Origin of the sequence: Pseudomonas sp. RU47 (assembly GCF_004011755.1) — a bacterium.
In the GTDB taxonomy this organism is placed as follows: Bacteria; Pseudomonadota; Gammaproteobacteria; order Pseudomonadales; family Pseudomonadaceae; genus Aquipseudomonas.
Window position 1 is genome coordinate 5,581,115 of the sequence record NZ_CP022411.1, and the last position, 13,333, is coordinate 5,594,447.

Annotated in this window: 14 protein-coding genes; 12 read left to right on the top strand and 2 right to left on the bottom strand. The window is 60.5% G+C overall.

Features of this window, described 5'->3' with window-relative positions:
• The first annotated feature begins 2 nt into the window (after nucleotides 1-2).
• A complete protein-coding gene (locus tag CCX46_RS25415; RefSeq protein WP_007912843.1) occupies nucleotides 3-1,277 on the top strand; it encodes a uracil-xanthine permease family protein in 1,275 nt (424 codons plus the stop codon).
• A 115-nt stretch (nucleotides 1,278-1,392) separates the two neighbouring features.
• Here the strand turns inward: CCX46_RS25415 and hemH are convergent, their stop codons facing one another.
• Nucleotides 1,393-2,418 (bottom strand): ferrochelatase, encoded by a 1,026-nt coding sequence (gene hemH / locus CCX46_RS25420; protein ID WP_127929739.1) that lies wholly within the window; start codon nucleotides 2,416-2,418, stop codon nucleotides 1,393-1,395.
• Nucleotides 2,419-2,431: 13 nt separating this feature from the next.
• Nucleotides 2,432-3,334 carry a TIGR01777 family oxidoreductase gene (locus CCX46_RS25425; protein WP_127929740.1) on the bottom strand — a complete coding sequence of 301 codons (903 nt, stop codon included), beginning with the start codon at nucleotides 3,332-3,334 and terminating at the stop codon, nucleotides 2,432-2,434.
• A gap of 197 nt (nucleotides 3,335-3,531) precedes the next feature.
• On the opposite strand from CCX46_RS25425, the gene CCX46_RS25430 reads away from it, so the two are divergent.
• The 11 genes from CCX46_RS25430 to CCX46_RS25480 all read left to right on the top strand — a co-directional run bounded on the left by CCX46_RS25430 (nucleotide 3,532) and on the right by CCX46_RS25480 (nucleotide 13,301).
• Nucleotides 3,532-4,518 carry an NAD(P)/FAD-dependent oxidoreductase gene (locus CCX46_RS25430; RefSeq protein WP_127929741.1) on the top strand — a complete coding sequence of 329 codons (987 nt, stop codon included), beginning with the start codon at nucleotides 3,532-3,534 and terminating at the stop codon, nucleotides 4,516-4,518.
• Nucleotides 4,515-4,730 carry a TIGR02450 family Trp-rich protein gene (locus CCX46_RS25435; protein ID WP_127929742.1) on the top strand — a complete coding sequence of 72 codons (216 nt, stop codon included), beginning with the start codon at nucleotides 4,515-4,517 and terminating at the stop codon, nucleotides 4,728-4,730. The genes CCX46_RS25430 and CCX46_RS25435 overlap by 4 nt, the downstream gene beginning before the upstream one ends.
• A 215-nt stretch (nucleotides 4,731-4,945) precedes the next feature.
• Nucleotides 4,946-5,908 carry a YbgA family protein gene (locus tag CCX46_RS25440; RefSeq protein ID WP_127929743.1) on the top strand — a complete coding sequence of 321 codons (963 nt, stop codon included), beginning with the start codon at nucleotides 4,946-4,948 and terminating at the stop codon, nucleotides 5,906-5,908.
• On the top strand, nucleotides 5,908-6,849 hold the full coding sequence (locus CCX46_RS25445) for a MerR family transcriptional regulator (RefSeq protein ID WP_127929744.1): 942 nt from the start codon (nucleotides 5,908-5,910) through the stop codon (nucleotides 6,847-6,849). The genes CCX46_RS25440 and CCX46_RS25445 overlap by 1 nt, the downstream gene beginning before the upstream one ends.
• Before the next feature lie 20 nt (nucleotides 6,850-6,869).
• A complete protein-coding gene (phrB, locus tag CCX46_RS25450) occupies nucleotides 6,870-8,315 on the top strand; it encodes a deoxyribodipyrimidine photo-lyase (RefSeq protein WP_177413884.1) in 1,446 nt (481 codons plus the stop codon).
• A complete protein-coding gene (locus CCX46_RS25455; protein WP_127929746.1) occupies nucleotides 8,308-8,730 on the top strand; it encodes a nuclear transport factor 2 family protein in 423 nt (140 codons plus the stop codon). Before phrB ends, CCX46_RS25455 begins: the two co-directional genes overlap by 8 nt.
• Nucleotides 8,727-9,509, top strand: a complete 783-nt coding sequence (locus tag CCX46_RS25460) for an SDR family NAD(P)-dependent oxidoreductase (protein WP_127929747.1) — start codon at nucleotides 8,727-8,729, stop codon at nucleotides 9,507-9,509. The genes CCX46_RS25455 and CCX46_RS25460 overlap by 4 nt, the downstream gene beginning before the upstream one ends.
• On the top strand, nucleotides 9,506-10,753 hold the full coding sequence (locus CCX46_RS25465) for an NAD(P)/FAD-dependent oxidoreductase (RefSeq protein WP_127929748.1): 1,248 nt from the start codon (nucleotides 9,506-9,508) through the stop codon (nucleotides 10,751-10,753). The genes CCX46_RS25460 and CCX46_RS25465 overlap by 4 nt, the downstream gene beginning before the upstream one ends.
• A complete protein-coding gene (locus tag CCX46_RS25470; RefSeq protein WP_127929749.1) occupies nucleotides 10,750-11,565 on the top strand; it encodes a DUF1365 domain-containing protein in 816 nt (271 codons plus the stop codon). The genes CCX46_RS25465 and CCX46_RS25470 overlap by 4 nt, the downstream gene beginning before the upstream one ends.
• Nucleotides 11,552-12,817: an SAM-dependent methyltransferase gene (locus CCX46_RS25475; RefSeq protein WP_127929750.1), complete on the top strand. Its 1,266-nt coding sequence runs from the start codon at nucleotides 11,552-11,554 to the stop codon at nucleotides 12,815-12,817. Before CCX46_RS25470 ends, CCX46_RS25475 begins: the two co-directional genes overlap by 14 nt.
• Nucleotides 12,810-13,301, top strand: a complete 492-nt coding sequence (locus CCX46_RS25480) for a DUF2878 domain-containing protein (protein ID WP_127929751.1) — start codon at nucleotides 12,810-12,812, stop codon at nucleotides 13,299-13,301. The genes CCX46_RS25475 and CCX46_RS25480 overlap by 8 nt, the downstream gene beginning before the upstream one ends.
• Nucleotides 13,302-13,333: the final 32 nt, after the last annotated feature.

Below are 13,333 nucleotides of genomic sequence, written 5' to 3' on the forward strand. Positions count from 1 at the left end.
CCATGCAGCAAGAGTTCAACGATCCGCTCTGGCGCACGGTGCTGTCCGGCGCCCAGATGCTGTTCGTGGCTTTCGGCGCTTTGGTGCTGATGCCGCTGATCACGGGCCTGGACCCGAACGTGGCACTGTTTACCGCAGGTCTGGGAACGATTCTGTTCCAGATCGTCACCGGGCGTCAGGTGCCGGTGTTTCTGGCGTCGAGCTTCGCTTTCATCACCCCGATCATTCTCGCCAAGGGCCAGTTCGGCCTCGCCGCGACCATGGGCGGGGTGATGGCGGCCGGTTTCGTCTACACCTTCCTCGGCCTTGCCGTGAAGATCAAAGGCACGGGCTTCATTGACCGTTTGCTGCCGCCGGTGGTGATTGGTCCGGTGATCATTTCCATCGGTCTGGCCATGGCGCCGATTGCCGCGAACATGGCGATGGGCAAGGCTGGCGACGGCTCTGAACTGATCCACTACCAGACCGCGATGATGATCTCGATGCCGGCATTGCTGACCACGTTGATCGTGGCGGTGTTCGGTAAAGGCATCTTCCGCCTGGTGCCGATCATTTCCGGCGTGCTGGTCGGTTTTGCTATGGCGTTCTATTTCGGCGTGGTCGACACGGCGAAGATTGCCGCTGCGCCATGGTTTGCGATTCCGCATTTCACCGCGCCGGAATTCAACTGGCAGGCGATTCTGTTCATCGTCCCGGTGGCATTGGCCCCGGCGATTGAGCACATCGGTGGCGTGATTGCCGTCGGCAGCGTGACCGGTCGCGATTACCTGAAGAAGCCGGGCCTGCATCGCACCCTGCTCGGTGACGGCATTGCCACCACCGCAGCCGGTCTGTTCGGCGGTCCGCCCAACACCACCTACGCCGAAGTGACGGGCGCGGTGATGCTGACCAAGAACTACAACCCGAAAATCATGACCTGGGCGGCGATCTTCGCCATCAGCCTGGCGTTCATCGGCAAGTTCGGCGCACTGCTGCAGAGCATTCCGGTGCCGGTGATGGGCGGGATTCTGTGCTTGCTGTTCGGTTCGATCGCGGCGGTGGGCATGAACACCCTGATCCGTCACAAGATCGATCTGGGCGAGGCGCGCAATCTGGTGATTGTCTCGGTAACGCTGGTGTTCGGGATTGGCGGTGTGCTGGTCGGCACCGGCACCGGCCCGGACGACTTCGGCCTCAAAGGCATCGCGCTGTGCGCGGTGGTGGCGATTGCGCTGAACCTGATCCTGCCGGGCAATGACGGCTGGAAGAACAAGAAGGCGGATGAGCCGCTGATCTAAGCCTTTAGATCTGATCGTTCCCACGCTCTGCGTGGGAATGCCTCTAGGGACGCTCTGCGTCCAGTGACGCGGAGCGTCACGGGCTGCATTCCCACGCAGAGCGTGGGAACGATCATCACAGGGCCAGCGGCGCTCGTTCGCAGAGGGTTGCCAAGGCCTTGGCCCATTGCGGGTCATCGTTCAGACATGGCACCAGCACCAACTCCTCGCCCCCCGCTTCGCGGAACTGTTCCTTGCCGCGATCACCAATCTCTTCCAGCGTCTCGATGCAATCGGCGACAAACGCCGGGCACATCACCAGAATCTTCTTCACGCCACTTTTCGCCAGCTCATCCAGGCGCGCCTCAGTGTACGGTTCGATCCACTTGGCCCGGCCCAGACGCGACTGAAACGACACCGACCATTTGCCATCCGGCAGGCCCATGCGCTCAGCGAATAACGCCGCAGTACGCAGGCATTGCGCGCGATAACACGTCGCCAATACCGCAGGCGAGGCGTTCTTGCAGCAGTCGTCATTCTTGAAGCAATGATTGCCGGTCGGATCGAGTTTGGTCAGATGCCGCTCGGGCAAACCGTGGAAGCTCAGCAGCAAGTGATCGTAATCCTGCTGCAGATGCGGCCTGGCGCTTGCAACCAGCGCGTCGAGGTATTCCGGCTGATCGTAGAACGGCTGCAACACCGACAGTTGCACGTTGAGTTTCTTTTCGCGGATGACCCGCTTGGCTTCTTCGATCACTGTGGTCGTGGTGCTGTCGGCGAACTGTGGATACAGCGGCGCCAGCGTGATGCGCTTGTGCCCTGCCGCCACCAGTTTCAGCAAGCAGGTTTCAATCGACGGCTCGCCGTAACGCATCGCCAGTTCTACCGGGCCATGCGTCCATTGCCGGGTCATTTGCTGCTGCAAGCGACGGCTGAGCACCACCAGCGGCGAACCTTCGTCCCACCAGATCGAGGCATAGGCGTGGGCCGATTGCTCCGGGCGTTTGATCAGGATCAGCGACACCAGCAGACGCCGCACCGGCCACGGCAGGTCGATCACATACGGGTCCATCAGGAATTGATTGAGGTAGCTGCGCACATCGGCCACCGAGGTGGAGGCCGGGGAACCCAGGTTGACCAGAAGCAAGGCGTGATCGGTCATGCAACGTCCTATTTCAGAGGCGGCTGGAGAGATCGTCCAGGGCCGCACGTAAATCCGTGAACTGGAAAGTGAAACCCGCTTCCAGCAAGCGTGCCGGCATAGCCTTCTGGCCGCCGAGCAACAACAAAGACATCTCGCCGAGGCCGACCTTCAGTGCCAGCGTCGGCATCGGCATGAACGCCGGGCGGTGTAAAACGCTGCCCAGCGTCTTGGCAAATTCGCGATTGCGCACAGGTTTCGGCGCGCAGGCATTATAAGGACCGCGGGCCTGATCGCGGTGCAGAAGAAAATCAATCAGGGCGATTTGATCGTTGATATGAATCCACGGCATCCATTGCCGACCATTGCCCAAAGGCCCGCCCAGCGCGAGTTTGAACGGCAATAACAAGCGCGACAAAAAGCCGCCCTCGGCCGACAGCACCAGCCCGGTTCGCACCAGCACCACACGGATGCCTTGGGCCTCGGCCCGTTGCGCGGTTTCCTCCCAGGCAATACACAACTGACTGGCGAAATCGTCGATCACCGGCGGCGACTCTTCCGTCAGTTCGCGCTCACCGCCATCGCCGTACCAGCCAATGGCCGATCCGGAGATCAGCAGCGCCGGTTTCTGTGATCGCGTTTCAAGCCACGCCAGCAAGGTTTCCGTGAGCTTGATACGACTGCTCCACAGCAACGCTTTGCGTCGATGTGTCCACGGCCGATCGGCAATCGGCGCGCCAGCGAGGTTGATGATCGCGTCCAGCGGCTCGTCACCCAACTCTTCGAGACGCGCGATGCCACGCACCTGCGCGCCGCAGATTTTCGCGACTTTCTCCGGTTTGCGACTCCACACCGTCAGGCGATGGCCCTGCCCCAACCAGTGTCGGCAGAGCTGACGTCCTATCAAACCAGTACCGCCGGTCAGCAATATGTGCATGACATCTTCCTCGCGTGGCGTTTAACCCGGATCACTAGTCTATTTTTATAAGCAGGGATCTTTTCTATCGGGCAGGCTCTATTGTTTAACAATAGGCCAAGCTGTCAGAACGAGAACGCTAGAAGTTATACCAAAAAACAAAATTGTACAGGTTTCATCCACGGCGTAGTCTGTACAGAAAGGTAAACGAGGCCCCTATGACTGTACCTATCGCAATCATCGGCACCGGCATCGCCGGGCTCTCCGCCGCCCAGGCTCTGACAGAGAGCGGGCATACCATCCAATTATTCGACAAGAGTCGCGGCAGCGGCGGGCGCATGTCGAGCAAGCGCAGCGACGCTGGCTCGCTGGACATGGGCGCGCAATATTTCACCGCCCGTGACCGGCGCTTCGTCACCGAAGTGCAGCGTTGGCAAAGCCAGGGCTGGGTCGCCGAGTGGACGCCACAGCTCTACACCTACCAGGGCGGGCAGCTGGATCTGTCGCCGGACGAGCAGACCCGCTGGGTCGGTACGCCGCGCATGAGCGCCATCACCCGTGGCCTGCTCGATGGCCTGGAAGTGCATTTTGCCTGCCGGATTACCGAGGTCTATCGCGGTGAGGAACACTGGCATCTGCAAGACGCCGAAGGCTTCACCCACGGGCCGTTCAGCCACGTGGTGATCGCCACGCCAGCCCCGCAAGCGACTGCATTACTGGCTGCTGCGCCGAAGCTGGCCGGTGCCGCCGCCGGGGTAAAAATGGAGCCGACCTGGGCCGTCGCCCTCGCCTTCGACACACCGCTGGATACCCCCATCGAAGGTTGTTTCGTGCAGGACAGCCCGCTCGACTGGCTGGCGCGCAACCGCAGCAAACCAGGGCGCGATACCACCCTCGACACTTGGGTGCTACATGCCACCAGCGCGTGGAGCCGGCAACACATCGACCTGTCCAAGGAAGCGGTGATCGAGCAACTGCACGGTGCGTTTGCCGAATTGCTGCACAGCGCGATGCCTGCGCCGACCTTCAGCCTCGCCCACCGCTGGCTCTATGCGCGACCCGCGACGGGGCACGAATGGGGCACGCTGGCCGATGCCGATCTGGGCCTGTACGCCTGTGGCGACTGGTGCCTGTCGGGCCGCGTCGAGGGCGCATGGCTCAGTGGCCAGGAGGCTGCACGTCGTTTGCATGAACACCTGCAATGAACCGCATCAATCCGCAAAAATTGCTGCTGTCGAAATGGACAGCAGCTCACCCGCAGAATCGTGAAAAGCACTTTCTGGTCACCGAGTTGTTTCGCGACGAGGAAGGCACAGTGCTGGAAGTCGAGTTGCAGGCCGTGCTGACCAAGCGTGCCGAACGCCTCGATTGGCAAGTCCTCAAGAACAACGATCAGTGGTTATTGGGTTGGCAATAAAGCCCCCCTGTAGGAGTGAGCCTGCTCGCGATAGCGTCGTATCAGTCAGCATCAATGTTGCTGACATACCGCATTCGCGAGCAGGCTCACTCCCACAGTGAACTGCGTTCAATCAAAAAAGTTATACAAAAAATTTGACTTGTACACCTATGAATCTATGCTGAGCAAAGTTGTACAGAGATCTACCTCTGTACAGGTATAGATTCGAGGTGCCCATGTCAGATCCTTGCGTAGCCAAACCAAAAATCGCCATCAGCGCCTGTCTGCTGGGTGCCGAGGTGCGCTACAACGGTGGGCACAAGGAATCACGGCTGTGCAGCCGCACCCTCACCGAGCATTTCGATTTCGTCCCGGTGTGTCCGGAGGTCGCAATCGGCCTGGGCATTCCTCGCGAACCGATCCGCCTCGTCGGCGAGGCCGAACATCCACAAGCGGTCGGCACGGTGAACCGGGCGATCAACGTAACCCAGCCACTGGCTGAGTACGGCGAGAAAATGGCCGCCGAACTGGATGACATCTGCGGCTACATCTTCATGCAGCAGTCGCCGTCCTGCGGTCTGGAACGGGTCAAGGTCTATCACGCCAACGGTGCCCCGGTGAATGGCGGCGGACGCGGCATTTATGCCCAGGCGTTCTGCGCACGGCATCCGGATCTGCCCGTGGAAGAAGCCGGGCGCCTCAATGATCCGGTGTTGCGCGAGAATTTCATCACCCGCGTATTCGCCTACAGCGAATGGCAGCAAGTCCTCGCGAAAGGTCTGAGCCGCCGCGCCCTCACCGAATTCCACTCGCGCTACAAATATTTGCTGATGGCGCACAACCCGCTGCAATACAAAGCACTGGGAAAACTGCTCGGCAACATGGCGCACAGCGATCCCGTCGAGCTCGGCCCACGCTACTTCAGCGAACTGATGGCAGCGCTGAAAAAATGCGCCACCCGAGGCACCCACTGCAACGTGCTGCTGCACATCAGCGGTTATCTGAAACAGGTAATCAGCGCCGAAGACAAACAGGAAATGCAACACGTCATCGGCCAGTACCGCCAAGGCATTGTGCCGCTGGTGGTGCCGTTGACGCTGCTCAAACATCACTTTCGCCTCCATCCGGATTCGTACATCGCGCAACAGGTTTACCTGCAACCGCACCCGGAAAACCTCAGCCTGCGAAACGCAATCTAATGAACGACAAAATGGATACCAGCGCCCAGGAAGACCTTGGCGCGGACTTTAAAAAAGCCCTCGACGAAGGCTGGCTGCCGATTCGCGAAGTCGCCCGGCAGACCGGCGTCAACGCGATCACTTTGCGCGCGTGGGAACGCCGCTACGGGTTGGTTGTGCCGCAACGCACGCCCAAGGGCCACCGGCTGTATTCGGCCGAACACGTGCAACAGATTCTGACCATCCTCACCTGGCTCAACCGTGGTGTTGCCGTCAGTCAGGTCAAACCGCTGCTCGACGCACCACAGGCGTTCAGCGAATCGGTGGAAAACGATTGGCAGCGCTTGCGCCAAACCCTGCTGGCAGCCGTCACGCAGCTCAATGAACGCAGCCTCGACGACAGCGTCAATCAGGCCATGGCGCTGTACCCGCCACGCACGTTGTGCGAGCAATTGCTGATGCCGCTGCTGGCGGAACTGGAGCAGCGTTGGCAGGGCCAGTTCGGCGCGCAGATGGAACGGGTGTTCTTTTATTCGTGGTTACGCAGCAAATTCGGCACACGCATCTACCATAACAATCGTCAGTTGCATGGCGCCCCGCTGTTGTTGATCAATCATTCCGACCTGCCACTGGAACCTCATCTGTGGCTATGCGCGTGGCTGATCAGCAGCGCCGATTGTCCGGTGCAAGTGTTTGACTGGCCGCTGCCGGCCGCCGAACTGGCGCTGGCGGTCGAACATCTGCGAGCCCGTGGCGTACTGCTGTATTCCAGCAAAGCCATGAACCTTGCGCAGTTGCCCAAGCTACTGAACGGAGTCAGTTGTACAAAAATGCTGGTCGGACCAACGGTATGCATCCACCACGCCGAGTTGTCCGTAAAAACCTCAGAGATGGCTGATGTGTTCCTGGCTGAAGACGCGCTTGTAGCGCACCAGGTGCTCGTTCAGCGTGGGCTGATCTAATGGACGCAGTGAGTTCCGACATGCAATTGATCTGGCTGCGCAGCGACTTGCGCCAACATGACAACACCGCCCTCGCGGCCGCCGCAGCGCGCGGCCCGACGGTCGCCGTGTACCTGTTGAGCCCGCAGCAGTGGCTGGAACATGACGATGCGCCGTGCAAGGTCGATTTCTGGCTGCGCAATCTCAGAGAACTGAGCAACAGCCTCGCCGCACTGAACATTCCGTTGCTGATCCGTACCGCAGCGCATTGGGATCAGGCCCCGGCGGAGCTGCTCGAACTGTGTCGGCAATTGAACATCGAAGCCGTGCACGTCAACGAAGAGTACGGCGTCCACGAAAGCCGTCGCGACGCAGCGGTGGCCGAAACACTGAAGGCCGAGGGCATCACCTTTCACAGCCATCTCGACCAGTTGCTGTTCAAACCCGGCACGGTGCTGACCAAGACCGACAGCTACTTCAAGGTGTTCAGCCAGTTCCGCAAAGTCTGTTACGAACGCCTGCATCGCTCGATGCCGGCGTTGGTCAAGGCACCAGGCAAACAGGCAAAACTGGCGATAGACAGCGACCCGATTCCCGACTCCGTCAAAGGCTTCGCCACACCGAGCCAATCCCTGCGCGATCTGTGGCCGGCCGGTGAACAGGAAGCCCGACGCCGTCTCGACACCTTCACCGACGCGCAAATCGACTACTACCAAAGCGAACGCGACTTCCCGGCCAAACCCGGCACCAGTCAGCTCTCGGCGTATCTCGCTGCCGGCGTGATCTCGCCGCGCCAATGCTTGCACGCCGCCCTGCAAAGCAATCAGGGCGAATTCGAAAGCGGCAAGGTCGGTGCAGTCACCTGGATCAACGAACTGCTGTGGCGAGAGTTCTACAAGCACATTCTGGTCGGCTACCCACGGGTCTCAAGGCATCGCGCTTTCCGCCCGGAAACCGAAGCGCTGGCCTGGCGTGATGCGCCGGAGGATCTCGCCGCGTGGCAAGAGGCGCGCACCGGTCTGCCGATCATCGACGCCGCGATGCGCCAATTGCTCGAAACCGGCTGGATGCACAATCGCCTGCGCATGATCGTGGCGATGTTCCTGACCAAAAACCTGCTGATCGACTGGCGCGAAGGCGAACGCTTTTTCATGCGCCACCTGATCGATGGCGATCTGGCAGCGAACAACGGTGGCTGGCAGTGGAGTTCGTCGACGGGCACCGATTCGGTGCCTTATTTCCGCATCTTCAACCCGCTGAGCCAGTCGGAAAAATTCGACAGCGAAGGCCTGTTCATCAAGCACTGGCTGCCGGAACTGGCGGCCCTCGACAAGAAACAAGTGCATAACCCGGCCGACGTCGGTGGTTTGTTCGGCGCGGCGGACTATCCGTCGCCGATCGTCAACCTCAGCACCTCGCGCCAACGGGCGCTGGCAGCCTTCAAGAATCTGCCTTCGCGTACGTCTTCAGGAGGTGATGATGAGTGAATTCCTGCGCCGCTTCGCCCGGCAATTTTCAGCGTTGAACAAAGACAACCTGCAAAGCCTGGGCGAGCTGTACAGCGATGACATTCACTTCACCGACCCGCTGCACGAAGTGCAGGGTCTGGCGAAGTTACGCGACTATTTCGGCGAACTGTATGCCAACGTCAGCGAGCTGCATTTTGATTTTCATGGTTTCGACCAGATCGGCGACTGCGAAGGTTACTTGCGCTGGGTCATGAGTTATCGCCATCCGCGCCTCGCGGGCGGTCGCGTTATTCGCGTCAGCGGCTGCTCGCATTTGCTGTGGCACGACAAGGTTTATCGCCATCGGGATTATTTCGATGCCGGGGCGCTGCTGTATGAACACTTGCCAGTATTGGGCCGGGTGATTGCCTGGCTGAAAAGGAGAATGGGATGAGTCGTACACCTCCACGGCGTTATTGGTTGACCGGGGCCAGCAGTGGCATCGGCGCGGCGCTGGCTGAAGAGATCCTGAAAACCGGTGCGCATCTGGCGGTCAGTTCCCGTCAGATCGCCCCGCTCAAGGTCTTGTCGCAACGCTATCCGGGGCAGGTTCTGGTGGTGCCGGGGGATCTGACCAACAGCCAGACGGTTCGCGAAATCGGCGAGCAGATCGCCGCAGACTGGGGTTCGCTGGACTCGGTGATTCTCAACGCCGGCACCTGCGAATACGTCGATGCCAAACAGTTCGATTCGTCGATCATCGAGCACGTGGTACGTACCAACCTGCTCGCCAGCAGCTATTGCATCGAGGCTGCCCTGCCGCTGCTGCGCAAAGGCACCGCGCCGCATCTGATCGGCGTGGCCAGTTCGGTCACCTACCTGCCGCTGCCACGGGCCGAAGCCTACGGCGCCTCGAAGGCCGGTTTGCGTTACCTGTTCGAGTCGTTGCGCATCGATCTGGCCGACGAAGGCATTGAAGTCACCGTGGTCAGCCCGGGTTTTGTCGAAACTCCGCTGACCGCCAGGAATGATTTCCCCATGCCCTTGAGCTGGCCTGTGGATAAAGCCGCACGGCACATCTTCGCCAAACTCAAGGACCGACCATTGGAAATCGCCTTTCCGGCGCTGTTCATGGCCGCGTTGTGGCCGCTGTCGAAACTTCCGTCGCGGGTACAACTGGCAATCGGCAAGCGCATGGTGCGCAAGTCACCTCCGCTGACGGATCCGACATGAAAATCGCCATCGTCGGTAGCGGCATCGCCGGGCTGACCTGCGCCTACCTGCTCAATCGCCGCCATGACGTGACGGTGTTCGAGGCGGGCGACTGGGTCGGTGGCCACACGCACACCGTGCCGGTGACCGTCGATGGCCGCCAATATGCGGTGGACACCGGTTTCATCGTGTTCAACGACTGGACCTACCCGAACTTCATCCGCTTGCTCGGCCAGCTCGGCGTGGCGTTCAAGCCGACCGAAATGAGCTTCTCGGTGACCGATCCGGACACCGGTCTGGAGTACAACGGCAACAACCTCAACAGCCTGTTCGCCCAGCGCAGCAACCTGTTTTCGCCGGGGTTCTGGGGCATGTTGCGCGACATTCTGCGCTTCAACAAAGAAGCCCAGCGCGACCTCGTTGAACTGCGCATCGCCGCCGACACCACCCTCGACGAATACCTCAAGGCTGGCGGTTACGGCGAGCGTTTCATCCTGCATTACATCGTGCCGATGGGCTCGGCGATCTGGTCGATGCCGATGGCGGAAATGCTCAATTTCCCGCTGCAGTTCTTCGTACGTTTTTTCAAGAATCATGGACTGTTGTCGGTCAGTGATCGTCCGCAGTGGCAAGTCATTGAAGGTGGCTCGAGCGCTTATATCGCGCCGCTGACGGCAGCGTTCAAGGAGCGGATTCGTCTCAATTGCCCGGTAGCCCGGGTTGATCGTGACGTGCATGGCGTAGTTATCCACAGCCCGGCGGGCCTCGAGCACTTCGACCAGGTGGTGTTCGCCTGTCACAGCGATCAAGCGTTGAAACTGCTGGCGGTCCCGAGCGATGCCGAACGCGCGATCCTCGGCGCCCTGCCCTACGCCGACAATGAAGTGGTGCTGCACACCGACACGCGTTTGCTGCCGACACGCAAACTCGCCTGGGCGAGCTGGAACTATCGGCTCAGCGGCGCCGGCCACACCCACGCCGCCGTCACCTACGACATGAACATTCTGCAGGGCATTCAGAGCGATACCACGTTCTGCGTCAGCCTCAATCAGAGCGCCGGCATCAGCCCCGACAAAGTGCTTGCCCGTTACACCTATGCCCATCCGCAATTCAGCCTCGCGGCGGTGGCAGCACAAAATCGCTGGAGTGAACTGGATGGCGCGCAGCACACGCATTATTGCGGCGCCTACTGGGCCAACGGTTTTCATGAGGACGGTGTGGTCAGCGCCTTGCGCGTGGCCGCCGCGTTCGGGGAAACCTTATGAACAGCGCACTCTACAGCGGCTGGATCGGCCATCGGCGCTTCTCGCCGCGCCGCCATGAATTCCGCTACCGGATCGGTCTGCTCTACCTCGACCTCAGTGAACAGGATGCAGTTCTTGAACTGTCGCCGCTGGCCGGACGCAGTCGCTTTGCGCCGTTTTCCTTTCGTGAGACGGACTATCTCAAGGCATTCACCGGCCGAGGCATGCGCCTGATCGATGCCGTACGTCAGCAGGTCGGCATCGCCATCGGCCACGAACCGCAAGGCGCGATCTGCCTGCTGACCCAGGCGCGCAGTTGGGGGTTGTCGTTCAACCCGGTGAGTTTCTTTTATTGCCATGAAGCCGACGGGCAACTGGCGGCGATTGTCTGCGAAGTCACCAACACGCCGTGGCGCGAGCGTTATCACTATGTGCTGCCGGCGCGTGCGCCCGCCAATCTGCAGGATTTTCACCAGCACTTCGCCGTGGCCAAGGCCTTTCACGTTTCGCCGTTTCTGCCGCGCGATCTCGAATACCGCATGAGCTTCAGCCCCGCCGCGCAATCCCTTGGCGTGCACATGGCCGACTGGCAGGGCGAACACAAACTGTTCGACGCGACACTCAATCTGCAACGCGAAAGCCTCGACCGTCGCAGCCTGCATCGTTACTTGCGGCGGTTTCCGTGGATGACCGCGAAAACTGCTTTGGCGATTTACTGGCAGGCGCTGCGCCTGCTGCTCAAACGCGCACCGATCTTTGCTCATCAGACTGCCGACGGCAGCTTTCAAACCGCCACTGTGCCTCCCAAGGAGCACCACCATGAAATCCTCTAGTCTGTCGGTCAGTCGGCTCAGCACCAACGGTTTGACCGGATCGCTGCTGCGCCGCGGCGTGTTGCGCCAATTGGCGCAGCTCAAACACGGACAACTGTTGGTGATCGAGGATGGCGAACGGCTGATGTTCGGTACGCCCGGCAGTGCGTTGCTCGGGGAAATCCATGTGACGGATCCGGCCGTCTGGGGCATGGTCGCCGGCAATGGTTCGATCGGTGCCGGCGAGGCCTTTATCCACGGCTACTGGAGTTCGCCGGATCTGACGGCGGTGGTGCGCGTGTTCGTCAGCAATCTGGACGTGCTCGATGCCATGGAGGGCGGCCTGGCGCGCCTCGGCCGGCCGTTGGTGCAAGGCTTGCACTGGCTCAACCGCAATACGCGCAAGGGCTCGCAGAAAAACATCGCTGCGCACTACGATCTGGGCAACGACCTGTTCGAACAGTTTCTCGACCCGACCATGATGTATTCAGCGGCGCAGTTCCTGACGCCCGAAGACAGTCTGGAGCAGGCTCAGCTGAACAAGCTGGAGCGAATCTGCCAGAAACTCGCGCTCAAACCCGACGATCATTTGCTGGAGATCGGCACCGGCTGGGGCAGCATGGCGCTCTATGCTGCTCAAAATTACGGTTGCCGTGTAACGACCACCACACTGTCGAAAGAACAGTACGCGTTTACCGCGCAACGCATCGAACAGCTGGGCTTGCAGGATCGGGTCACGCTGCTGCTCAAGGACTACCGCGACCTCACCGGCGAATACGACAAACTGGTGTCGATCGAAATGATCGAAGCGGTCGGTCACCGCTTCCTGCCGACCTACTTCAAACAATGCGCGCACTTGCTCAAGAGCAACGGCCTGATGCTGATCCAGGCGATCACCATTCGCGAACAACGCTACGAACAAGCCAAGCGCGGCGTCGACTTTATCCAGCGTTACATCTTTCCCGGCGGCGCCCTGCCCTGCGTGCAGAAAATGCTCGAAGTGGTCAGCCGCGACACCGACATGAACCTGCTGCACATGGAAGATTTCGGCTTGCACTACGCCCGCACCCTGCGCTTGTGGCACGAGAACTTCCGTCGCGCCCACGGGCGCTTGAGCGAGTTGGGCTACGACGATTATTTCCTGCGCCTGTGGGAGTTCTACCTGTGTTACTGCGAGGGCGGTTTCCTTGAACGCACCATCGGCACCGCACAACTGTTGCTGGCCAAACCGGCAGCGATGACCGCGCCGTTGCTCGGGCGTTTCGATGCTTGAGCGTGTGGCCAATGCCGTGTTGTTCCAGCTCGGCTGGCTGACCTGCGTACTCGGCGGCAACAGCTTGTGGTTGTTGCTGGCGTTGGCGGTGCTGGTGATTCATCTGCGCTGGATCAGCAGCTGGGCGGCTGAAGGCCGTTTGATTTTGAGCGTGGTGATTGTTGGCACGGCGGTGGACAGTGTGTTGCGTGGTGTCGGGGTGTTCGAGTTTCAGGATCAGTCGCCACTGATTCCGTTGTGGCTGATGCTGCTCTGGGCATTGCTGGCAACCACATTGCGCCATTGCCTGGCATGGAGCGCCCGGCCGTGGTGGCTGGCGAGTCTGCTTGGCGCGGTCGGCGGAGCACTGTCGTATTACGCCGGCGGACGCTTGGCCGGGGTGCAATTTCCCTATGGCGAGTTGCCGACACTGATCGGCATCGGCCTGCTCTGGGCACTGCTGTTTCCGCTGCTGCATTCCATGGCGCGGCGGTTGGCGCACTGAGCGTCTGTCAGACCTTTCACACGCACAGCAGC

Bases quoted from the DNA above. Each gene is read 5' to 3' on its own strand.
- CCX46_RS25415 (WP_007912843.1), top strand. From the start codon at position 3: ATGCAGCAAGAGTTCAACGATCCGCTCTGGCGCACGGTGCTGTCCGGC.
- hemH (WP_127929739.1), bottom strand. From the start codon at position 2,418: ATGACCGATCACGCCTTGCTTCTGGTCAACCTGGGTTCCCCGGCCTCC.
- CCX46_RS25425 (WP_127929740.1), bottom strand. From the start codon at position 3,334: ATGCACATATTGCTGACCGGCGGTACTGGTTTGATAGGACGTCAGCTC.
- CCX46_RS25430 (WP_127929741.1), top strand. From the start codon at position 3,532: ATGACTGTACCTATCGCAATCATCGGCACCGGCATCGCCGGGCTCTCC.
- CCX46_RS25435 (WP_127929742.1), top strand. From the start codon at position 4,515: ATGAACCGCATCAATCCGCAAAAATTGCTGCTGTCGAAATGGACAGCA.
- CCX46_RS25440 (WP_127929743.1), top strand. From the start codon at position 4,946: ATGTCAGATCCTTGCGTAGCCAAACCAAAAATCGCCATCAGCGCCTGT.
- CCX46_RS25445 (WP_127929744.1), top strand. From the start codon at position 5,908: ATGAACGACAAAATGGATACCAGCGCCCAGGAAGACCTTGGCGCGGAC.
- phrB (WP_177413884.1), top strand. From the start codon at position 6,870: ATGCAATTGATCTGGCTGCGCAGCGACTTGCGCCAACATGACAACACC.
- CCX46_RS25455 (WP_127929746.1), top strand. From the start codon at position 8,308: ATGAGTGAATTCCTGCGCCGCTTCGCCCGGCAATTTTCAGCGTTGAAC.
- CCX46_RS25460 (WP_127929747.1), top strand. From the start codon at position 8,727: ATGAGTCGTACACCTCCACGGCGTTATTGGTTGACCGGGGCCAGCAGT.
- CCX46_RS25465 (WP_127929748.1), top strand. From the start codon at position 9,506: ATGAAAATCGCCATCGTCGGTAGCGGCATCGCCGGGCTGACCTGCGCC.
- CCX46_RS25470 (WP_127929749.1), top strand. From the start codon at position 10,750: ATGAACAGCGCACTCTACAGCGGCTGGATCGGCCATCGGCGCTTCTCG.
- CCX46_RS25475 (WP_127929750.1), top strand. From the start codon at position 11,552: ATGAAATCCTCTAGTCTGTCGGTCAGTCGGCTCAGCACCAACGGTTTG.
- CCX46_RS25480 (WP_127929751.1), top strand. From the start codon at position 12,810: ATGCTTGAGCGTGTGGCCAATGCCGTGTTGTTCCAGCTCGGCTGGCTG.